Here is a 20,292-nt window from a genome sequence, read left to right on the forward strand (position 1 = left end):
AGACAGGTGTCGTGGGACAGATGTACTATCTATAAACAAATAGAGTTTGTAAATTGGAGCTTGAAGAATTATGACGATGGTAAAATCGGCTGATTTTGAACCACAAATGGAGTTTTATTTTATGATTGGGGGGACGATCACATCTTACCAACTACCAAGGGGAGGTGAACGGTGAAAATCTGGGGGAGGTATTCGGGCAAGGTGAACTGGACTGTATTCGCACTATTATTGTCGATGCCATTGTTTCTTCCCTTCACACGTCACGCCGACGCACAGATGCGCAGTGAATTGAACCAGCTCAAGCAGGAACTGCAGGCGTTACGGGACGAGGTTCAGACAAAGAACAACATGATCAAACGAATGCAGGATCGTCTGGATGCGCTCGAAACCAAGATGCAGGCCGAGGTTCCGCGCCCCGTAGAAGAAAAGATGACAGCGTTGAAGCAGGAGATGAAGATCGAGATGGCTGCGAAGGCCGCAAGCTCCGCCCTGTCGGGAGGGCAGGTCTTTTTCAAGGGCGGCTTTGTCCGCATGGATCATCCGAGGACCAACTCACTATTAACAACTCAGAGTGATTCCAACGATAAAGACGGTTGGCAAGTCGGTGGCGGCGTGGACCTGCCGATCATGACGATCTTCAACAGTACACTGCTTGGAGAGATCTACGTTGAGTACATCCAGACACAGAAGACAGCAGGTGATTCAGACGCTACGGTTGAAGGTCCAACGGCTCCCAACAAGAAACTCGCGGAGAAAAGGGGATTGGAGAACATTCTGACCGTAGGCATCGCCCCTAAGATCCGGTTCGACAACCTCGGCTCTTACAGCCCCCTGCTCGCCCCGTATCGGCCATGGATTATCCCTGTGGGGTTAACCTTCAACGTCAATACTCCTGTCAACAAGGCCATTACCAACATCAGCGTCGGCGGGGTCAGCGGATTTGGCATTGAACGGCTGTTCTGGAATAATCGAGTCAGCCTTGGCGTCGACTTCCGCTACTATTGGGGTCCCGATATCCCGGATGAAAATCTGCGACATTTCACAACTGGTGGCTATGTCGGCCTCAATTTCTAACGGAACAATTGTCGCATCTCTCGCCAATTGAGACACGACATGCTGCAAAATGATATAGCTATTCGCAACAGTGATGAGGGAGGCGATCCTGCGGTCGCCTCCCCCTTTTCACAGCCCGATTGCGACCCGCCTCGGCCACTGGTCGCGCGTTCCCGTCCTCTCAGCTCAACAGACCCCTGAAACCGATACGCCGACCAGCCGGAACAGTGCCTCGGCAACGAGCCCGACGATGGGGAGGGGGCCAGCACTGGTGAAGCGGATCATGATGGTTTTGCTTGGGCTTGTGATTTTTGTCACCATTCTTGGATTCACAGCTCTTCGTTCCGAGAGCACGCCGCCTGTCCAACCTGTCGACTTCAGCCATAAGGTCCACACCAGTGTCCATCAGATCCCTTGCCTGTACTGCCATACGAATGCCAGGCGATCCCCTGTTGCCGGCATCCCATCCGTCCAACTCTGCATGGGATGCCACAAGATCACCGCCGCCAATCGCCCGGAGATCCAAAAACTGAAAGGGTATTGGGACCGGCAGGAATCGATCCCGTGGGTCAAGATCTTCGGTCAACCGGATTTTGTGGCGTTCTCGCATGTGGCCCATGTCCGGGCTCACATCAACTGCGAGAAGTGTCATGGCTCGATTCAGACGATGGATCGCGTTTACAGAGCGGTAGACCTGACCATGAATCGATGTCTTGACTGCCATCGCAATCGACAAGCGAGCATCGATTGCGTGACCTGTCATAAGTGAAGAGACAGTGTTGAGTGTTGAGTGAAGGAATCGGGAAAGAAGAGTGAATAGGCGCGAGTTCTTCAAGTGGCTTGGAATCGGCGGAACGGCGACCCTCACGGGCTGCTCCAACCAGGTCCCGGAGAAGCTGATCCCGTATCTGATCCCGCCGGAGGAGATTATTCCTGGCCGAGCGACGTGGTATGCCACGGTCTGCCGCGAATGCCCGGCCGGGTGCGGGATGCTGGTCAAGACACTGGAGGGACGCGCCGTCACGGTCGAGGGTAACCCCGACCATCCGGTCAACCGGGGTCGTCTGTGTGCCCGCGGCCAGGCCTCTCTCCAGGGACTGTACAATCCGGATCGGATCAGCCGACCGCTGCTCAAGAACGCGTCAGGTCAATTCAAGCCACTGAGCTGGAACGAAGCCGAAGGATGGCTGGTGAATCGCCTGGAGGAGCTACGTGAGCGGAAGCGGGGGATCGTCTGGCTGACACCGCATCTCACAGGAACCTTGGACCAATTGATCGATCGATGGCTTCAGGCGTTCGGCTCAAGCCGGCGGCTACGCTATGAGCCGTTTACATACGAGGCGATCAAGCGTGCTGCGGGGCTCATGTTCGGGCTCGAAGCGATCCCCACCTACGACCTCCAATCCTCTCAACTCATCCTGTCGTTCGGATCGGACTTTCTGGAGACCTGGATCTCGCCCGTGATGTATGCGCGCGAATTCGCCGCAATGCGCACATACCAGGAGGGCCGCATGGGGCGTTTTATCTTCGTCGGGCCACGACGCTCACTGACGGCGGCCAACGCCGACCGGTGGGTCTCGATCCCGCCCGGCACCGAAGGCATCATGGCGTTAGGGGTGGTCCGGGTGATCATTGCAGAAGGGCTCTACAGGGGAGTCCCCGGGGATCAGATCGAACGGATCAAGGATCTGGTTGATCGTTACACGCCCCAACGGGTCTCGCGGGCTACAGGGGTTACGACGGAGGATCTGGAGACACTTGCCCGCCTATTCGCCCAGTCCGATCCCGGGCTCGCCTTGGGCGGCGGGAGCATTGGAAGCGACCAACACGCAACAGCAACAGTGGCTGCGGTAAACCTGTTGAACTACGTCACCGGGAATATCGGCCGGACTGTCCGCTTCGGTCCCCTGTCCGGTCTTGGCCGGCTGTCCGCCTATCACGAGTTGATTTCGCTCATCGAGGGGATGAACAACGGCGAGATCTCCGCCCTCTTTTTCTCTGATGTCAACCCGCTCTTCACACTCCCCAAGTCGGCGGGCCTCGATCAGGCGCTGGAAAAGGTACCGCTAGTGGTCGGTTGTTCCAGCTTCATGGATGAGACGACGGCGAGGGCTACCCTCATCCTGCCGATCCATACCCCTCTCGAAAGCTGGGGGGACGAGGAACCGTGGGAAGGGATGTACGGCCTGATGCAGCCCGCTATGGAACCGATCTTCGACACGAAACCGCTCGGCGATCTCTTGCTGTCGCTGGCGAAGCGATCGGGCGACCCACAGACGCAGGCCTTCACGGAAGCGAGCTTTTACGAACGGCTTCGCAATCGATGGCGAGCGCTGCATCGGCAGGTCGGATCGAAGACCGACTTTGAGCTATTCTGGGGCGACGCACTGCAGCGCGGCGGCGTCTTTCAAGAGGTGCGTCCTCGACCTATTGGTCTGAATTTCAAGGGTCTGTCAGACGTATTGCAAACGCTTCAGGTTCTCGATCAGCCCAAGTCCCTGATCCTCCTCCCCTACCCATCGATCAATCATTTTGATGGCCGCGGATCCAACAGGCCATGGCTCCAGGAACTCCCCGATCCGATGACCCAGCTCGCCTGGGACGGTTGGCTCGACATCCATCCGGAGGATGCACAACACCAGGCCATCGGCGAAGGCGATCTTTTGAACGTCACATCGTCGTACGGAGAAATCGAGCTACCCGCCCACCTCTCTCCCGGGGTCAGGCGAGGGACAGTGGCCGCCCCAATCGGTCAGGGTCACACCGCCTTTGGTCGTTACGCCAATCCACAAGATCCCAACGCGATCGGGCTTGGCGAGACGCGACGGGGCGGCAACCCTTTTATGTTGCTGCACTCGAAGTCGGGGTCGGGCTCCGAGGGCCGGTCAGATTTCTCGGTGGTGACCCTTACCAACACCGGCCTCAGGTATCCTCTGGCGTCGGTCTCGGGAAGTACCCGCCAATACGACCGAGGGATTGCCCAGGCGATCTCGCCGGGGGAGTTACAACCGAGTGAGCCTGCACTCAACACTCAACACTCAACACCCAACACTCGGCAGATGTACCCGCCTCATGAGCACCCCATCCACCGGTGGGGCATGGCCATCGACCTCAACGCGTGCACCGGCTGCGCCGCCTGCGTCGTGGCCTGCTATGCGGAGAACAATATCCCGGTGGTCGGCAAGGCGCAATTAATGAAGGGCCGCGAGATGTCGTGGATCCGGATTGAGCGATTTGAAGAGGGACCTGCAGATCAACCAGGGACCCGGTTTATTCCAATGCTCTGCCAGCAGTGCGATAATGCGCCCTGCGAGCCGGTCTGTCCCGTGTATGCCACACTGCACAACTCCGAAGGGTTGAATATCCAGGTCTATAACCGCTGTGTCGGAACTCGATATTGCTCCAACAACTGCCCGTACAAGGTCCGCCGTTTTAACTGGTTTACCTATCCATGGCCGGAGCCGCTCCACCTCCAACTCAATCCCGACGTGACGGTCCGCGAGAGCGGCGTGATGGAGAAATGCACCTTTTGCGTACAGCGGATCACCGCCGGAAAAGCCAAGGCAAAAGAGGAAGGGCGGCCGGTCAGGGACGGCGAGATCGTACCGGCCTGCGCCCAGACCTGTCCCACACGGGCGATCGTATTCGGCGATCTGAAGGACCCGGCCAGTGAGGTATCACAACTCAGCCGCAGCCCGCGTCGCTACCGGGTTCTGGAACATCTGAATACGCAACCGGCGATCACCTATCTGAAAAAAATCGTCATCGCCGGCACTGAACACTGACCACTCAGCACTCGACATGGCCGACTACAAACTCAGCTATAGCCGGGTCGACCGGGATCTGCTGAAGACAATGCAGGCGCCCGGGCGCACCTGGTATCTCCTCCTAACCATTGCGATTGCGCTTGTGGCGCTGGGCGTATTCGCCTTCAGCCGTCAGATCCGGTATGGGATGGGGGTTTGGGGCCTCACGCACCCGACCATGTGGGCCATCGACATCACCAACTTCGTCTTCTGGGTCGGGATCGCCCACTCCGGGACGCTCATCTCGGCCGTCCTGTTTCTCTTCCGCGTCCGCTGGCGCGCCTCGATCTACAGGGCGGCGGAGGCAGTCACCGTCTTCGCCCTGATGACCGCGGCCCTCTTTCCGATCATCCACCTGGGGCGTCCATGGTACGTCTACTGGCTTCTCCCCTACCCGCAGGTGGGCGGGCTGTGGCCCAACTTCCGCTCCCCGCTCATCTGGGACGTCTTCGCGGTCTTGACCTACATGCTGGTAAGCATGGTCTTCTTCTTCACCGGCCTGGTTCCTGACTTAGCCGTCGTTCGAAACCAGTCGACCGGGTGGCGGCGTCGCGTCTACGGGTTTTTAGCCCAGGGCTGGCAGGGGACCGACCGACAGTGGCGGCATTACACCAGCGCCTATCTGTTCCTGGCCGCCTTGGCGACACCCCTGGTCATCTCGGTCCACAGCGTCGTCTCGTGGGACTTTGCCATGTCGATGGTCCCCGGCTGGCACTCGACCATCTTCGCCCCCTACTTCGTGGCGGGGGCCATCCATTCGGGCCTCGCGATGGTGATTACGCTCCTGATCCCGCTCCGACGGGTCTTCCGCCTCGATGCGTACCTCACGCAGACACATCTGGAAAACCTGGCGAAGCTGATCGTCCTCACCGGCATGATCGTCGGCTACTCCTATGCGACCGAGTATTTCATCGCCTGGTACAGCGCCAACAACTTCGAATGGGAGACCTTCCGCTACCGGGCGCTGGGCGATTACGCCTGGGGGTTCTGGATCATGATCGTCTTCAACTCGCTGATCCCCCTCCTCTTCTTCATCAAGCGGATCAGGACAAGTACGCCATGGCTGATCGTCATCTGTCTCCTCATCAACGTGGGGATGTGGTTCGAGCGATTCGTCATTATCGTCACCTCGCTGGCGCGCGACTACGATCCGTACACCTGGGGCCTCTACACACCGACGTGGGTCGATCTCAGCATCACGGCCGGCAGCTTCGGATGGTTCTTCCTCTGGTTTCTCCTCTTTGCGAAACTGCTGCCGGTTGTCTCGATCGTAGAGGTCAAGGAACAGCTTCCGCCGCCCGTGATGAACGAAGCAGAAGGCGATAGGCGGAAGGCGGAAAGGGAGGAGGACTGTTGATGAACGGGCGAGCGGTCGGGGTGGTGGGGCATTTCGATCAGCTCGATCGATTTCTCGCCGCCATCCGAGAGCTGCGCGTCTCCGGTTTCGACAACCTCCGGGTCGCGTCGCCTGTCCCCCGCCATGAGATCGATGAGGCGCTGGGTCGCCGCGAGAGCCCCGTCCGCGTGTTCACCCTCGTCGGTGGGATTGTCGGCGCAATCTTCGGACTGGGCTTGACCATCAACACCTCCATCGGCTATCCGCACATCGTCGGAGGCAAGCCGATCGTCTCGATGCCGGCCTTTATCGTGATCGCCTTCGAGCTGACGATTCTCTTCGGGGCGATCGGAACCCTGCTGGGGTTGCTGATCAATGCGCGTTTCCCAAGACTCCACATCGGTCCCGCGTTTCACCCTCGCTTCTGTCAGGACCAGTTCGGCCTCTTTGTCTTCTGCGCGCCGAACGATATCGAGGCTACGGCACAGATTCTCCGCCATGCGGGAGCGGCCGCGGTCCGTCAGGTGGAAGGCGATGTTGAAGTGTAGGTGTACAGGTCTATGGGCGGTGACCGCTCTGTTGTTCTGGGCCGGCTCGGCGTATGGTTTCCCGTGGAGCCGAGACATGAAGGACCAGCCCTCCATCAAGCCGCAGGAAGCGCCACGACGTCCTGCAGCAGGAACCATCCCACGAGACGGGTGGGAGCGCCCGATGACACGCGAGGAGATGGATAAGAGCCTCGTCAATCCGGTGCCGGTCACCGAACAATCCGTGGAGAACGGGCGGCGGCTGTTCGAGATCTACTGTGTCCACTGCCACGGCGCCGACGGTAAAGGGATGGGTCCGGTAGCCGCCAAGTTTATTCCTCCACCAGACCTGACCCTTCCGTTCTTTCAACAGAAGAGCGATGGCTATCTCTATGGGACGATCCGAAACGGCGGTCCGATTATGCCCGCCCATGGCGACTTGATCGCCCCCAGGGAGCGGTGGGAGATCGTCAACTTTCTCAGGAGCCTCCGGCAACCATGAACGTTACGACCGAACTCGCCGACTTGGAGGAGAGTATCCGCAGGATTCCGCGTCGGAGTCCTCGCGCCGTCGCCGGGATTCTCACGGGACTACTGATCGCAGGCTTACTTACCTTCTTGCTCGGTATCTCCGCCGAACAGCCGGTCCGGGCGTGGGAGATCTATCTGGTCAACTTTCTTTTCTGGACCGGCCTGGCTCAGGCTGGCGTGGTCTTTGGAGCGATCTACGATCTGTGCAATGCCCGTTGGGGTCCCGTCATCAAACGGGTTGCCATCGGGATGGGATCGTTCCTCCCGATCACTCTACTCCTTTACGTCCCGCTCTTCTTTGGTCGCTCCTGGCTCTACCCCTGGGTGCGCCATCCGATCCCCGAGAAGGCGGCGTGGCTGAACGTTCCCTTCTTCTTCTCCCGAAACGGTCTCGGCCTGGCAATGATGGTCGTCCTCAGCCTGCTGTATCTGTACTACAATCTCCGCCCGCAGCTCGGACGCGCGCTACAACGGTCGCTGATCCCGGCCACTCCGCTCTACGCCCGGCTGACGCGCGGCTGGCAGGGATTTGAGGCAGAACACCAACGTTCGCGCCGGGTGCTCGGCGTGCTCGGACCGGCCATCCTGGTCGCCTATGCGGTCGTCTTCAGCCTGCTGGGGTTCGACCTGATCATGTCGTTGGACCCCCACTGGTACAGCAGCCTGTTCGGCGGCTACTTCTTCATGAGCAGCCTGTATCTCGGCCTGGCAGGCATCGCCGTCGTGACCATCGTACTCCGAATGACCCTCGGATTGGAGCGATGGATCACCGCCACGCATTTCCATGACCTCGGCAAGTTGCTGTTCGGCTTCGATATGCTGGTCATCGGCCTGGTCTGGGCCCAGTACATTGTCATCTGGTACGGCAACATCACCGAAGAGACCCAATATGTGATTCTGAGAACGCAGGTACTCCCGTGGGCGCTTTTCTCCTGGGTCGCGCTGATGGCGGGATTCGTGGGACCGTTGATCGTCTTCTTCAGTCGCCGCGCCAAGCAGGACCCCTTTGCCCTGCTGCCGATGGGCTTGGCCATCGCCGGCGGCATCTGGGTCGAGCGGTACGTGCTCGTCGTCCCGGCGCTCTGGACAGGCCCTGCCGCGCCCCTGGGTATCCCCGAGCTGTTGATCAGTCTGGGATTCGCCAGCGCAGCCATCCTGTCCTACCTGGCCTTTATTCGGCTCTTCCCGATCCTCCCCCTACCCGATCACCTGCCCGCGGCTTTAGAGTCTCCCCACTCGTCGCAAAGATAGACGAGAGATCCCCCTGTTCAAGGTATCGAACAAAATCGCTGTTGAATCATTACCCTCTGAGGGTTATAGTGATGTATGGAAAAACGCCGCCCTCATTATGGCCTGAAGGCGATTCAGGCTCAGATACGCTCTGTCGAGACTATGAATCTGACGGTGACAGCCCGACACGGCATTAAGGCGGCAGGGATATCTCTGGCACATGCCCTGACCGTAATTCAACGACTGTCTCCAGGAAACCTTTATAAGTCCATGACGGTCCATACAGATAGCCGGGTATGGCAGGATGTGTACCATGCTGAATGGAAGAAGCGAGCCCTATATATCAAGTTTCAACAATACGGGGATTACTTTATCGTGTCGTTCAAGGAGAGATAACTAATGAGCCGGCAATGGGATGGAAAGAGATGTCCCGCCTGTTTTCAGGGAACATTAGAACAGCGGACGAAACAGACAAGGTTCGAATACCGTGGCCATCTCCTCGAATACGAACAGGAAGGGGCCTGGTGTGCTGTATGCGGTGAAGGCATCCTAACCGGAAAAGAAGCGACTGCCTCCGAATCGCTACTTGATAATTTTATGGCCCGCGTTGACCGGCAAGAAGCCTTTGAACTTGCTCGCATTAGAAAAAAGCTCGGATTAACTCAAAAGGAAGCGGCGACCATAGCTGGTGGCGGTCACAACGCCTTTTCTCGCTACGAAAGAGGTGAAGCCAAACCGGTGGCGGCGGTGGTAAATCTCTTTCGATTGCTGGATCGACATCCTGAATTACTGAATGAACTGAAGAAGCGTAAAGTCGCTTAAGCCGAACCCATAGAGATAGCGATAAACTGCTTCCGCGAAAAGTAAGTCGCGGCTTGACAAGGGTCGAAGACCCCATTCCGGGAGAGGAGAGGTTCGATGCACGTAACGCTTGAACAGGCTGAGCAGGCAATCGAAGTGGCCATTGAGAAGGCTAAGGAGCTGGGAACGTGTATGGATATCGCCGTCGTGGACTCAGGCGCCAACCTGAAGGCGTTCGTCCGGATGGACGATGCATGGGTCGGAAGCATCGACATCGCCTTTAAGAAGGCGAAAACCGCCTGCTTCTTTGCGATGCCGACGGGACAGATCGGCAAGCTGTCCCAGCCCGGCGGTCCGCTCTACGGGATTGAGCACAGCAACGAAGGGCTCATCACCTTTCCGGGCGGGCTGCCGATCGTCAATATGGAGGGAATTCTCATCGGGGCGATCGGCGTGAGCGGCAGCACTGTGGAAAACGATCATCTTGTGGCCAAGGCCGGCGCTGAGGCCATCGGCCTCGCCGACCTCCCGGTCCACCCCTGGCGGACCTAGCGTAGTGTCCCATAAGTCTCTTTATAGTGATCGTCATTCCGGGCTTGACCCGGAATCCAGTCTTGCTGCGCTGGATTCCCGCTTTCGCGGGAATGACGGCTCCAGAATGAATGTGAAGAAGCGTCAGACGCACTACACTAGCAGGGGGATGGTGACGGCAACTGTTGTCCCCTGCTGCGGGAAGCCTTTGATCGTCACCTGACCCTTCAAAAAGAGGACACGCTCCTGTATGCCGATCAAACCGAAGGAATGAGGGTCGTCGAGCTTTTCTTCATTGAATCCCACCCCATTGTCTTCGATCCTCAACGTCATCGAGTCCTCGTTCCTTGACACCTCCACGGTGACCCGGGATGCCTTCGAATGGCGGGCCACGTTGGTCAGGGCTTCCTGCACAATGCGGAAGACCGCAAGATCCCGGTCTTTATCCAAAGGGATCTCCCCAGTACATAATGTCCATTGACACTGAATCCCGGTCCGTTTTTGGAATTCCTGAATATGCCACTGGATCGCAGGCATGAGGCCCAAGTGGTCTAATAGGGGCGGCCTCAGATCGGAGGAGATCCGCTGGACGGTTTCAATCCCCGTATCGATGAGCTTCGTCAGGGACTTTTCCGTCTCAGAAAGGAGACTGGGGCGTTCGGCGAGTTGCTTGACTGCAAAGGATAATTCCGTTTTCATCGCCGTAAAGAGCCCCCCAAGCTCATCGTGAAGCTCTCTAGCGAGCCACCTTCTTTCCTCCTCCCGCAGATGCTGCAGATGTGCCGAGAGGCTATAAAACTTCTGATACGATTTTTCCAGATCTTCCAGGAGACGCGTACGCTCGATAGCATGCTGGATCGTATTGATAAGAAGACCCCCCGGTATACCCGCTTTACTTAGGTAATAGCCGCCCTTCTTGGCGGCCCTCATGCCCAACTCCTCATCCTCCAGACCGGTCAGGACCACAACAGGAACCGAGGGAAATTGCGAATGGACGCGCTCGAATGTGTCGAACCCCCAACTATCCGGTAGATTGAGGTCCAGCAGCACCACGTCAAATTCCTCTTTGCCCAGCAACTCCGTGGCCTCATTGAGTCTTTTCACATAGGTCAACGCACATCTGGCCCGGCTGGGCTCCTTTAGGACCTCCTCTATGAACCGAACATAGGGCAGATCGTCCTCGATCATGAGGACACGAATGGCGTCACCTTTCATGGACCTCCTCCTTTGGAGGCAGCTTCACGATGCTGAACCAGAAATCTTCGATCGACTGTGTCACCCTGATGAACTGGTCGAGGTCCACCGGCTTGGTAATGTAACAGTTGGCGTGCAGCTTATAGGTCTTCAGGATATCCTCTTCGGCCTTGGAGACCGTCAAGACGACGACGGGGATGCTCTTTAACCGCTCGTCGGTTTTGAGCTCCGCCAGCACCTCCCGGCCATCCTTTTTGGGGAGATTCAGGTCGAGGAGGATCAGGTCGGGGCGCGGGGCGTCCTTGTACTTCCCCTGGCCCCGCAGAAAGGCCAGCGCTTCCACCCCATCCCCGACCACGCTGAGATGATTGAGGAGCTTTCCGTCCTTGAGGGCCTCCTTGGTGAGGCGCACATCGGCCGGATTATCCTCCACCAGCAGGATCTCGATCAGTGTACCGTTGTCTCGCTTCTTCATGTCGAATTGCCTCCTGTGCTTGGGATTGTAAAATAAAAGGTGGAGCCCTTTCCAGGCTCTGACTCCATCCAGATCCGACCGCCATGCCGTTCCACAATCCTTCGGCAGATGGCCAGGCCGATGCCGGTGCCCGGGTACTCATCTCGACCGTGCAGTCTCTGAAAGATGACGAAGATACGCTCTTTGTATTGCGGCTCAACGCCGATCCCGTTGTCCCGCACCGAGAAAAGCCATTCTCCATCCTTTTGTTCCGCGGCAATGTGAACACGGGGGGCCTCTTCCCCCGCAAACTTGATGGCATTATCGATCAGGTTCTGAAATAGCCGCATCAGTTGTGACGCATCGCCCATGACCGCCGGAAGGGAACGGTTGGTGACCATGGCGCCGCGTTGCTCTATGGCCACTTGAAGATTGGCGCGTGCCTGACCCAGGATCTCCTCGCAGTCGACCGCTTCGAAGGGCCTGCCCTTGGTGTGGATCCTGGAATAGCTCAGCAGGTCATTGATCAATCGCTGCATGCGGTTCGCGCCTTCTACGGCATAAGAGATGAATTCATGCGCGTCGGCATCGAGTTGGTCTTTGTAGCGTCGTTGCAGGAGTTGCGTGAAACTGGCCACCATCCGCAACGGCTCCTGAAGATCGTGGGAGGCCACATAGGCGAACTGCTCCAGCTCCGCATTGGAACGCTTCAACTCCTCAGTATATTTTTTTAAATTGATGTTAGCCTGCCTCAGCGCCGCTTCCTCCTTTTCCAACAGCTCCTTCTGCGCCGTTATGGTGTTCAGAGAACGCCTGTACGCCGAAACGCCAACGACGGCCGCCCAGATCCCGAGGAGGGAGAGGGATCGGTTGACAACAACGATCCATACCTTTTCTATGGGGGGAGGTGCCAACACCACACCGACGACCGTCAATATGGACACAGTCATTCCGGTGATCAGGGTGTGTTTGCGATCCGGCAACCACAGGGAGAGCAGTACGACGCCGATATACGGGACGGCGGCGGCCACACCCAGCGGCATAAACAGACCAAAGATAAATATGCCGAGGGACGACAGGATACATGCCACAAGGACCGTGTTATTCGTTTCTTTTTTGTTCAATGATGAACTTCCTATTCTTGTCGCTGATCTATAGCACGCCGTATAGTCCCAATATAGGACAACATAATATTCGTAAGCCCCTATTATGTCAATCTTGCGTAGGGCTCGCTCATTTGCTTGCCAACTGGCGCCTAAGTGTGGATAATCGCACCGCTGGCCGATGAGGAGTTGGCACAAGGTACCCGATGGTCTGTTGAGGAGGAGCGTACGTGACCGTTCTGGGGATGATTATGGCGGGGGGGAGGGGCGAACGGCTGTATCCGTTGACGAAGGACCGCGCCAAGCCGGCGGTTCCGTTCGGCGGCAAGTATCGGATCATCGACGTGGTCCTCTCTAACTTCGTGAACTCCGGTATCTACTCCATCTATGTCCTGACGCAGTTCAAGGCCCAGTCGCTGGTGGAGCATCTGCAGGAAGGCTGGCAAGTCACCAGCGTCTCCCGCAATCACTTCGTCGTGCCGGTCCCCGCCCAGATGCGGACCGGCCAAGAGTGGTACCAGGGTACGGCGGATGCCGTCTATCAGAACCTGCACCTGATCAAGCGGGTCCACCCGCGCGTGGTCGCGGTCTTCGGTGCGGATCACATCTACAAAATGAATATCCGCCAGATGATAGATTTTCACCTGCGACGTGAGGCGGAGGTGACCGTCGCCGCCCTTCCGGTCGCCATTCAGGAGGCGTCGCTTTACGGCGTGATGGAGGCGGACCAGAACTGGCGGCTGCTCGGCTTCGAGGAAAAGCCCGCACAGCCAAAATCGATCCCGGGCGAGTCGGATCACGCCCTCGTCTCGATGGGCAACTATCTGTTCGAAACCGACCTGCTGCTTCGGGCGGTAGAGGAGGATGCGCATAACCCACACAGCGCCCACGACTTCGGGCGGGACGTCCTGCCACGCCTGATCGCAGAGAGCCGAAAGGTGTACGCCTACGACTTCAGAAGGAACCGGATCCCGACCCTGTTACGGGGGGAAGAGCCGAGCTACTGGCGGGATGTCGGGACCATCGAGGCGTATTACGAAGCGAATCTGGACCTGCGCGCGGTCCACCCGACCTTTAATCTGTATAACCGGAGCTGGCCGATTCGTACCGTCAGCTACAGCGACCCGCCCGCCAAATTCGTCTTTGACGACGACGTGCGGCGCGGCATGGCATTGGACTCAATCGTCGCCGAGGGAACCATCATCAGCGGAAGCACAGTCCGGAATTCAGTCATCGGCCGGAATGTCCGCATCCACAGTCACTGCCAGATTGAGGAATCGGTGATCATGAATCGGGTGGAGATCGGCAGGGGCTGTCGGATTCGGCGGGCGATTATCGACAAGAATGTCTTCATCAAACCGGGAACCGAGATCGGCTACCATATAGAGGCGGACCGTGAACGCTATCATGTGTCCGAGTCCGGCATTGTGGTCATTGCCCGGGAAGAGCCGGATCAGGCCTGGTCCATGACCCCGCCCGATTAAAAACAGCCCCCTCACCTCAGTCCTCTCCCCCTGGAAGGGGAGAGGAGGTTTTTCTTGTTGCCCCTCGCCCCTTTGGGGAGAGGGTGCGGGTGAGGGGACCTTCTGGACAATGCCGAAAAGAATGTGGGACTACTCGAGAGGTGGCGGGCTATTCGTTGCGCGTCGAGTGGTACCGGGAGGACGACGTATAGGGGGCATGGGCAGCCGGTAACTCCTTTTTGAGGGTTTCGACCTCCTTTTCCAGTTCCTGCAGGCGCTCCACAACACATCGAATCGCCTTCTCTGCCGGGTTCGGCAGGTCGGTCATCTCCAGATCGACGGACGGGGGCACCCGCTTGCCGTCGCGATAGATAACCTGACCGGGGACGCCCACCACCAGCGAGTTCGGCGGGACCTCCTTGACGACCACGGAGCCTGAGCCGATGCGGCTGTTGTCGCCTATCTTGATCGGTCCGAGGATAGTGGCGCCCGCACCGATCACGACGCCGTTACCGATCGTCGGGTGGCGTTTCTTTTTCTCCAGGCTGGTGCCGCCGAGCGTGACACCCTGATAGATGGTGACATTTTCGCCGATTTCGGTGGTCTCGCCGATGACGACCCCGTTGCCGTGATCGATGAACAGCCCCTGGCCGAGACGCGCGCCGGGGTGGATCTCAATCGCGGTCAGGAATCGGCCTACGTGCGACATGATACGACCGAGGGTCTTCAGATTATGGTTCCAGAACCAGTGGGCGAGGCGATGAACATACAGGGCATGCAGGCCGGGATAGCAGACGAGCACCTCCAGCGCGTTGCGGGCCGCCGGATCTCGGTCGAGGGCCGCTTGGATATCCCGTTTGAGCGTTGTGAACACGCGATGTGTGCGATTCAGTTTCGAACGGCGACGGTCTCGTTCAGCTCCCGCAGGAGTTGATCGAGGTTGACACCATGGACCTGGGCGCTGACGGCGATGTTGTCATACTCGGCCGCAGAGCACCCCAGGCAGGCGACGCCATAGCGATTGAAGACCTGGACGGTCTCCGGGTATTGCCGTACCACATTGTCAATCTTCATCTCTGCGGTAATCCTCATCATACTGCTTCCTTCTCACTCGTATTCATGTCATTATGGTATTGACACGGGGGCTGCATCTTGGTCACCCTCATCGATTGTCGATTGTTACCTGGAAGAAGGGCAGGCGACCGAGGCCTGCCCTATGCATTAACGCTATCATAAAGGTCAGGAATCGGGAATGGCAAGGGAATTTTTCGGATGAGTGAGGCATCGGACATTCATCCGGATCAGTTGCAGCGCAACCCGTGCGTTCGGGTTATAGAGGCGGTCGCGACGGCCGGCGGGACCGGTCCCCTCTACCTGGTTGGCGGATATCTGCGCGACCTTTTGCTTGGTTCCGGCAGGACAGGACGCGCCGATCTTGATCTGGTGATCTGGGAGAATCCGGATCGATTCGGTCGGGATCTGGCTGCCGCCCTCAACGGGAGTCTGGTTCGTCTCGATCCGGCGACGATGCGCGTCGTTGTCGGATCAGCAGAAGGTATGACCCAGATCGACATCAGCCGACCGAAGGGCGAGACGATCGAGGCCGATCTGGCCGCCCGCGACTTTACCGTGAACGCACTCGCCCTCCGCCTCGACATTCCCCACACCCCACACCCCACACCCCACACCCTCTCCGTGATTGATCCCACCCGCGGGCTGATCGATCTCAGGGACAAACGCCTGCGGGCCATCGCCCCGTCGGCATTCGATCGTGATCCGCTTCGCCTCATTCGGGCGGTTCGCCTGGCGGCAGAGCTTGATTTTACTATCGAGGAGGCCACCAGGGGATGGATCATCGAGTGTGCAGCGCGTCTCGGAACGATCGCCGGTGAGCGTCTGCGCGAGGAGCTGTTCAGGATACTCGATACGGTCCCCGCAGCGCCATGGCTCGAACAGCTCGATACCCTGGGGCTTCTGAGGGTACTGGTCCCGAAGGTCGAGGCGCTCAAGTCGGTCCCGGCGAGCAGGCCGCATCGCCTGCCCCTCTGGGACCACTCACTGCAGACCCTGTCGTCTGTCGAACGGCTGCTCACCGACCTTCGACGCTTCTTCCCGGATGATGCAATCTGGTTGCGCGAGCGGCTCGACCGGGAGATCGAGGCAGGCGTCACCGAGACGGCCATCCTGAAGCTGCTGGGGTTTCTGCATGACGTCGGCAAACCGGAGACCCGGAGCGTCGAACCGAACGGTCGAGTCCGGTTCATCGGGCACGAGCAGGCCGGTCTGCCGATCCTCGCCCGTCTGTGTGACCGCCTTCGGCTGGGTCGCACGGCGACGAACCTGGTAGCCGGCATCGAGCAGCATCATGTACGGCCGATCCACCTGTCGAGCGCCCCGACCGTGACCGCCAGGGCGCGGTACCGTTTCTTTAGGGAGGCGGGCGATGCGGCTCCCCTGGTGTTGCTGCACTCGTGGGCGGACCTGCGGGCCACGATCGGCGAGGAGGCGGAGGCATTTTCCCGACATCAGCAGTTCCTGCGCGAGGCCCTCCGTTTCTATCGTACCGAGTTTCTCGCCAGTCAGGCCACGCCTCTTTTGCGGGGAGACGATCTGATCGATCTTTTCGGCGTCACGCCGGGTCCTTTCCTGGGATTTATCATCGAGCACCTGCAAGAGGCCCAGGCAACGGGGGCTATGACCGATCGCCAGGAGGCGCTCACCTACGTCCGGGCGCATCTGGAGTCGTGGCAGCAACTCTTCGACGCGACGACCAACTCACTGCACCTGCGCGTCGAAAGCAATTGACAACAACGAGCGCTTTTGTTAGACAGAAGAGGGCGCGGGAGTAATTCAGTGGCAGAATGTCAGCTTCCCAAGCTGAACGTCGCGGGTTCGAGTCCCGTCTCCCGCTCCATCCTGTTCAGCATCCACACGTTGCCCATGGCTAACCGCTTGTTTCTCACCGCGGAGGGATCGCATGAAAACGCTGGCCATGTTGGTTGGAGGAGGTCCCGCCCCCGGCATCAACGGCGTCATCGCGGCGGCCACCATCGAGGCGCGCAATCATGGGGTGCGCGTGCTCGGCCTCTATGACGGATTCAAGTGGCTTGCGCGAGGCGACACCGCCCACGTCACGGAGCTTGAAATCGCTGGGATCTCCCGCATCCATTTTGAGGGGGGGTCGATCCTGCGGACGTCCAGGACGAATCCGACCAGGTCGCCCGAGACGCTCCGCAATACGGTCGAGGCGCTGGATAAACTCGGGATCTCATGCCTGTTGACGATCGGGGGCGATGATACCGCCTTCGCCGTGCATCGGCTGGCGGAGGCCGCACAGGGGCGGATCGCCCTTGCGCATGTGCCGAAGACCATCGACAACGACCTTCCGCTCCCGCACGAGGTGCCGACGTTCGGCTTCACGACGGCCTGTAACCTCGGGAAAGAGATCGTCGAAAACCTGATGGGGGACGCAGAAACGACGGATCGATGGTTTTTTGTCACCGTGATGGGACGGCGCGCCGGTCATCTGGCGCTGGGTATCGGAGGCGCTGTCGGTGCTACGCTCACCGTCATTGGAGAAGAATTTCCGGAACCGACGATCCCCCTTCAGATGTTGGTCGACACCCTGGAAGGGGCGGTGATCAAGCGGCGCGGCCAGGGAAAGGGGCACGGGGTCGCCATTCTGAGCGAAGGGCTGGCCGATAAGCTGGATCCGACAGAGCTCGGATCGGTTGAACGTGACGGCTACGGCAATGTCCGCCTCTCGGAACTGGTATTGGGACGAGTCCTGAAAGAGCGGGTCGCGGAGAGCCTCAAGGCGCGGGAGATCGACGTCACGATTGCGGCCAAGGATGTCGGCTATGAACTACGCTGCGCGCCACCCGGTGCGCTGGACATCCAGTATTGTCGCAGCCTCGGTTACTGGGCAACCCGTTTCCTGTTGGACGGTCGGACAGAGGCCATGGTGACCATCCAGGGCGGAAAGATGGTTCCGATCCCGTTTGCCGAGATGCTGGATCCCCAGACGGGGAAGATCCGCGTCCGCTACGTCGATATGGGCTCGGAAGCGTATCAGACGCTTCGGGCCTATATGATCCGCCTGGAGCCCCAGGACTTTGCAACATCAGGACAGATCGAGGCGCTGGCGCGTAGCGGCCACTTCGAACCGACGGCATTCGTAGACCGTTTTGGCTATCTCGGCCGCCGCGGGAAAGGATCATCAGAATGAGCGAGGGCAGGCGAAGTATTCGATGTGTGATCGTGGCCGTCATGATCGCGTTGGTTATGTTGATGTCCGGACGCAGTCCTTCGACCTGGCTCAGGGCAGGCGTGGCGGATGCGCAGGAGTTGGTCTTTATGAAGGCATTGGAGGATGCGGAGAAGGCGATCCGGGAGGCCAGGGATTACGAGGCGGAAATCTATGCGCCTGAGGAGTTCTCGCTGGCGCTGGAGTATTTGGCACAGGCGAAGGACGAAGCGAAGCTGTTCAGGGCTGCGACGCAGGAGAAGGGCGGGCACCTGTTCAGCGCAAGGACCTCAGGAGAAGCGGTCAGCCTGCTTGCCGAGAAGGCTCAGTATCAGGCGAAGGTCGCCGGCACCAAGGCAATAGAGGTTAAAGCAACGGATGAGATTACGACAATTAAGGCCCTGATTACCGACACCTTCAATACTACTGTCGACCGGCGCTTTACCCCGACGCGAGAGCGACTGTTCGGCGAGCTGAGCACAAAGGAAGCCGTCAGGAGCGAGGCCAGGAAGGCGCGCGCGCAGGCCGAGTCCGAGCTTCGCAGACTCACGCTGGAGGGGCAGACGACCCCTGCACCCCAATAGACACGGTACGGGGACTATCTGAACAGATCACGATCGGATGGGCGGACCAGCATTGACGCCCGTCCCTCTCCTCTTACGCATCGATAGCCACGGACCAGGACCACAGGGATCCGCTCGGTCTTCCCCATTACCAGCTCTGCGGCGGCGGCCAATTCATCGGCAACGGCCGTACATGTCGCCTTGAGAGGCCGGCCGAAGTCATCGGTCGTCTCGCGGTAATCGACCAGCGGGATCAGACCGCTTACGCCGATAGCGATGTTGGTCAACCCATCACGCCAGGGGCGGCCGAAGGTATCGGAGATCAGGATCGCCGGATCAGCGCCACAGAAGACCCGGATCCTGTCGCGGATCGCCGTGGCCGAGCCGTCCGGATCGAGCGGCAACAGCGACGCGGTCTCCTCGCCGGGCAGATTTGATCGGTCAACCCCAGCGTTGGCGCAGACGAAGCCGTGCCTGGTTTCGGCCAGGAGAAGTCGTTGGTCCATCCTGACGATCCGTCGGCTCTCGCTGAGAATCAGCTCTACCAGGCGCGGGTCCTTGTCGAGGTACGCGGCCCAGGTCACAGAGGCGGGTGAGGGGATCACGTCCCGAAGGCGTACAACCCGACCCTCGCTCTTGGACACGACCTTCTGCGTTACGACCAGGACATCGCTCGATTGAATAGCAAGCGACCGCCTTGCCGCCGCATCGACGATCATGGCGGCCAGGTCATCGCCGGCCTGCACCTCCGGAATACCGGTCAGGCCGATCAGCGTCAGTTCAGGCGCCTGTTCCACGTCCGAGTCGCTCGCCTATTCCAAGACGATGCAGCAGCGCATCCGTCCGAGTCCGACCCGGTTGCGCCAAGAAGCATCGGAGATCGTCGATCTCGTCGATATCCAGCCCGAGGTTGGGGAGGTCGCAGACCACACACGGCAGATCTCTGGCCTCGGCCTCGCGGCGGTGCGCGCGAAAGCTGTCGTGCCCAAAGCGAAAGGGGATCGCCTCGGGCGGTCGGGCGAGTAGGGCGTTGGTCCCGAGGGCATCCCGCGCCGGGCTGAGCACCACCCCCTTGGGCACAGGCCCACACCCTACGATCCGGTACAGGTCGTCGGTCATCATCCGTGGGACATCGAGCGGGACGGTCAGCATCGCCCCGGCCCCGACCTCGCGACAGTAGGCGGCGGCCGTCTGCACCGACCGGCTGTGCCTGATCTGCTGCCGTTCACCAATCACCTCAACCCCGTGCTGCCGCGCCGACGCCGCAGCCTCGGCATCCGACGTGATGACCAGCACGCGATCAAACAGGGGAGCGGAGGCCACAACGGTCAATACGTCCTCCAGCATCGTCTTGCAGAGGAGGTATCGTTCCTCAGCGGAGAGGAGCGGCGCAAGTCGCACCTTGCCTCGCCTCAACGCCTTGACCGGGATGACGGCGACCAGCATCGGCCTGT

The 20,292-nt window shown here is 59.3% G+C and carries 19 protein-coding genes, 1 tRNA gene and 1 pseudogene; 14 read left to right on the plus strand and 7 right to left on the minus strand.

The window, feature by feature from the left end:
- The first annotated feature begins 171 nt into the window (after positions 1-171).
- The 9 genes and pseudogenes from C3F12_00580 to C3F12_00620 all read left to right on the plus strand — a co-directional run bounded on the left by C3F12_00580 (position 172) and on the right by C3F12_00620 (position 9,836).
- Positions 172-1,074: a hypothetical protein gene (locus C3F12_00580; GenBank protein PWB48778.1), complete on the plus strand. Its 903-nt coding sequence runs from the start codon at positions 172-174 to the stop codon at positions 1,072-1,074.
- Between the two features lie 73 nt (positions 1,075-1,147).
- Positions 1,148-1,822: a menaquinol oxidoreductase gene (locus tag C3F12_00585; protein ID PWB48779.1), complete on the plus strand. Its 675-nt coding sequence runs from the start codon at positions 1,148-1,150 to the stop codon at positions 1,820-1,822.
- 43 nt (positions 1,823-1,865) lie between these two features.
- Complete coding sequence (locus C3F12_00590) at positions 1,866-4,838, plus strand: hypothetical protein (protein ID PWB48780.1); 2,973 nt, start codon at positions 1,866-1,868, stop codon at positions 4,836-4,838.
- 16 nt (positions 4,839-4,854) lie between these two features.
- Positions 4,855-6,743 (plus strand): annotated as a pseudogene (locus tag C3F12_00595) (NrfD family oxidoreductase membrane subunit).
- The gene (locus tag C3F12_00600) at positions 6,694-7,224 is read left to right on the plus strand and encodes a hypothetical protein (GenBank protein ID PWB48781.1); all 531 of its coding nucleotides are present in this window, start codon (positions 6,694-6,696) and stop codon (positions 7,222-7,224) included. Before C3F12_00595 ends, C3F12_00600 begins: the two are co-directional and overlap by 50 nt.
- On the plus strand, positions 7,221-8,504 hold the full coding sequence (locus C3F12_00605) for a hypothetical protein (protein ID PWB48782.1): 1,284 nt from the start codon (positions 7,221-7,223) through the stop codon (positions 8,502-8,504). The genes C3F12_00600 and C3F12_00605 overlap by 4 nt, the downstream gene beginning before the upstream one ends.
- Positions 8,505-8,579: 75 nt before the next feature.
- Positions 8,580-8,879, plus strand: a complete 300-nt coding sequence (locus C3F12_00610) for a motility quorum-sensing regulator MqsR (GenBank protein ID PWB48783.1) — start codon at positions 8,580-8,582, stop codon at positions 8,877-8,879.
- Between the two features lie 3 nt (positions 8,880-8,882).
- Positions 8,883-9,305 (plus strand): antitoxin, encoded by a 423-nt coding sequence (locus C3F12_00615; protein ID PWB48784.1) that lies wholly within the window; start codon positions 8,883-8,885, stop codon positions 9,303-9,305.
- Positions 9,306-9,401: 96 nt separating this feature from the next.
- Positions 9,402-9,836, plus strand: a complete 435-nt coding sequence (locus tag C3F12_00620; protein PWB48785.1) for a glycolate utilization protein — start codon at positions 9,402-9,404, stop codon at positions 9,834-9,836.
- 132 nt (positions 9,837-9,968) lie between these two features.
- Here C3F12_00620 and C3F12_00625 read toward each other — a convergent pair whose 3' ends face one another.
- From C3F12_00625 to C3F12_00635, 3 genes are read right to left on the minus strand one after another with little or no spacing between them, the layout of a single operon-like run.
- On the minus strand, positions 9,969-11,030 hold the full coding sequence (locus C3F12_00625; GenBank protein PWB48786.1) for a hypothetical protein: 1,062 nt from the start codon (positions 11,028-11,030) through the stop codon (positions 9,969-9,971).
- Positions 11,020-11,484: a response regulator gene (locus C3F12_00630; GenBank protein PWB48787.1), complete on the minus strand. Its 465-nt coding sequence runs from the start codon at positions 11,482-11,484 to the stop codon at positions 11,020-11,022. Before C3F12_00630 ends, C3F12_00625 begins: the two co-directional genes overlap by 11 nt.
- Positions 11,481-12,506, minus strand: a complete 1,026-nt coding sequence (locus tag C3F12_00635; GenBank protein ID PWB48834.1) for a hypothetical protein — start codon at positions 12,504-12,506, stop codon at positions 11,481-11,483. The genes C3F12_00630 and C3F12_00635 overlap by 4 nt, the downstream gene beginning before the upstream one ends.
- Positions 12,507-12,796: 290 nt before the next feature.
- Between C3F12_00635 and glgC the strand changes: the two genes are divergently transcribed.
- Positions 12,797-14,050, plus strand: coding sequence for a glucose-1-phosphate adenylyltransferase (gene glgC, locus C3F12_00640; GenBank protein PWB48788.1), 1,254 nt, complete (start codon positions 12,797-12,799; stop codon positions 14,048-14,050).
- Between the two features lie 148 nt (positions 14,051-14,198).
- Here glgC and cysE read toward each other — a convergent pair whose 3' ends face one another.
- Together cysE and C3F12_00650 are read right to left on the minus strand one after the other, a co-directional pair.
- The gene (gene cysE / locus C3F12_00645) at positions 14,199-14,921 is read right to left on the minus strand and encodes a serine O-acetyltransferase (GenBank protein ID PWB48789.1); all 723 of its coding nucleotides are present in this window, start codon (positions 14,919-14,921) and stop codon (positions 14,199-14,201) included.
- Complete coding sequence (locus C3F12_00650) at positions 14,918-15,124, minus strand: disulfide oxidoreductase (protein PWB48790.1); 207 nt, start codon at positions 15,122-15,124, stop codon at positions 14,918-14,920. Before C3F12_00650 ends, cysE begins: the two co-directional genes overlap by 4 nt.
- A gap of 177 nt (positions 15,125-15,301) precedes the next feature.
- Between C3F12_00650 and C3F12_00655 the strand changes: the two genes are divergently transcribed.
- The 4 genes from C3F12_00655 to C3F12_00670 all read left to right on the plus strand — a co-directional run bounded on the left by C3F12_00655 (position 15,302) and on the right by C3F12_00670 (position 18,859).
- Complete coding sequence (locus tag C3F12_00655; protein ID PWB48791.1) at positions 15,302-16,834, plus strand: hypothetical protein; 1,533 nt, start codon at positions 15,302-15,304, stop codon at positions 16,832-16,834.
- Between the two features lie 34 nt (positions 16,835-16,868).
- Positions 16,869-16,943: transfer RNA gene (locus tag C3F12_00660), tRNA-Gly, on the plus strand.
- Positions 16,944-17,006: 63 nt separating this feature from the next.
- The gene (locus tag C3F12_00665) at positions 17,007-18,257 is read left to right on the plus strand and encodes a 6-phosphofructokinase (GenBank protein ID PWB48792.1); all 1,251 of its coding nucleotides are present in this window, start codon (positions 17,007-17,009) and stop codon (positions 18,255-18,257) included.
- The gene (locus tag C3F12_00670) at positions 18,254-18,859 is read left to right on the plus strand and encodes a hypothetical protein (GenBank protein ID PWB48793.1); all 606 of its coding nucleotides are present in this window, start codon (positions 18,254-18,256) and stop codon (positions 18,857-18,859) included. Before C3F12_00665 ends, C3F12_00670 begins: the two co-directional genes overlap by 4 nt.
- A gap of 14 nt (positions 18,860-18,873) precedes the next feature.
- On the opposite strand, the gene cofE is transcribed toward C3F12_00670, so the two are convergent.
- Both cofE and cofC read right to left on the minus strand, forming a co-directional pair.
- The gene (gene cofE, locus C3F12_00675) at positions 18,874-19,617 is read right to left on the minus strand and encodes a coenzyme F420-0:L-glutamate ligase (GenBank protein ID PWB48835.1); all 744 of its coding nucleotides are present in this window, start codon (positions 19,615-19,617) and stop codon (positions 18,874-18,876) included.
- A gap of 1 nt (position 19,618) precedes the next feature.
- Positions 19,619-20,284 (minus strand): 2-phospho-L-lactate guanylyltransferase, encoded by a 666-nt coding sequence (gene cofC / locus C3F12_00680; GenBank protein ID PWB48794.1) that lies wholly within the window; start codon positions 20,282-20,284, stop codon positions 19,619-19,621.
- Between the last annotated feature and the right edge of the window lie 8 nt (positions 20,285-20,292).

The sequence above is a fragment of the Candidatus Methylomirabilota bacterium genome (genome assembly GCA_003104975.1).
Taxonomy (GTDB): Bacteria; Methylomirabilota; Methylomirabilia; order Methylomirabilales; family Methylomirabilaceae; genus Methylomirabilis.

Bases quoted from the DNA above. Each gene is read 5' to 3' on its own strand.
- C3F12_00585 (PWB48779.1), top strand. From the start codon at position 1,148: ATGAGGGAGGCGATCCTGCGGTCGCCTCCCCCTTTTCACAGCCCGATT.
- C3F12_00600 (PWB48781.1), top strand. From the start codon at position 6,694: ATGCGGGAGCGGCCGCGGTCCGTCAGGTGGAAGGCGATGTTGAAGTGT.
- C3F12_00605 (PWB48782.1), top strand. From the start codon at position 7,221: ATGAACGTTACGACCGAACTCGCCGACTTGGAGGAGAGTATCCGCAGG.
- C3F12_00610 (PWB48783.1), top strand. From the start codon at position 8,580: ATGGAAAAACGCCGCCCTCATTATGGCCTGAAGGCGATTCAGGCTCAG.
- C3F12_00615 (PWB48784.1), top strand. From the start codon at position 8,883: ATGAGCCGGCAATGGGATGGAAAGAGATGTCCCGCCTGTTTTCAGGGA.
- C3F12_00620 (PWB48785.1), top strand. From the start codon at position 9,402: ATGCACGTAACGCTTGAACAGGCTGAGCAGGCAATCGAAGTGGCCATT.
- C3F12_00625 (PWB48786.1), bottom strand. From the start codon at position 11,030: ATGAAAGGTGACGCCATTCGTGTCCTCATGATCGAGGACGATCTGCCC.
- C3F12_00630 (PWB48787.1), bottom strand. From the start codon at position 11,484: ATGAAGAAGCGAGACAACGGTACACTGATCGAGATCCTGCTGGTGGAG.
- C3F12_00635 (PWB48834.1), bottom strand. From the start codon at position 12,506: ATGCCGCTGGGTGTGGCCGCCGCCGTCCCGTATATCGGCGTCGTACTG.
- C3F12_00650 (PWB48790.1), bottom strand. From the start codon at position 15,124: ATGATGAGGATTACCGCAGAGATGAAGATTGACAATGTGGTACGGCAA.
- C3F12_00655 (PWB48791.1), top strand. From the start codon at position 15,302: ATGAGTGAGGCATCGGACATTCATCCGGATCAGTTGCAGCGCAACCCG.
- C3F12_00665 (PWB48792.1), top strand. From the start codon at position 17,007: ATGAAAACGCTGGCCATGTTGGTTGGAGGAGGTCCCGCCCCCGGCATC.
- C3F12_00670 (PWB48793.1), top strand. From the start codon at position 18,254: ATGAGCGAGGGCAGGCGAAGTATTCGATGTGTGATCGTGGCCGTCATG.
- cofC (PWB48794.1), bottom strand. From the start codon at position 20,284: ATGCTGGTCGCCGTCATCCCGGTCAAGGCGTTGAGGCGAGGCAAGGTG.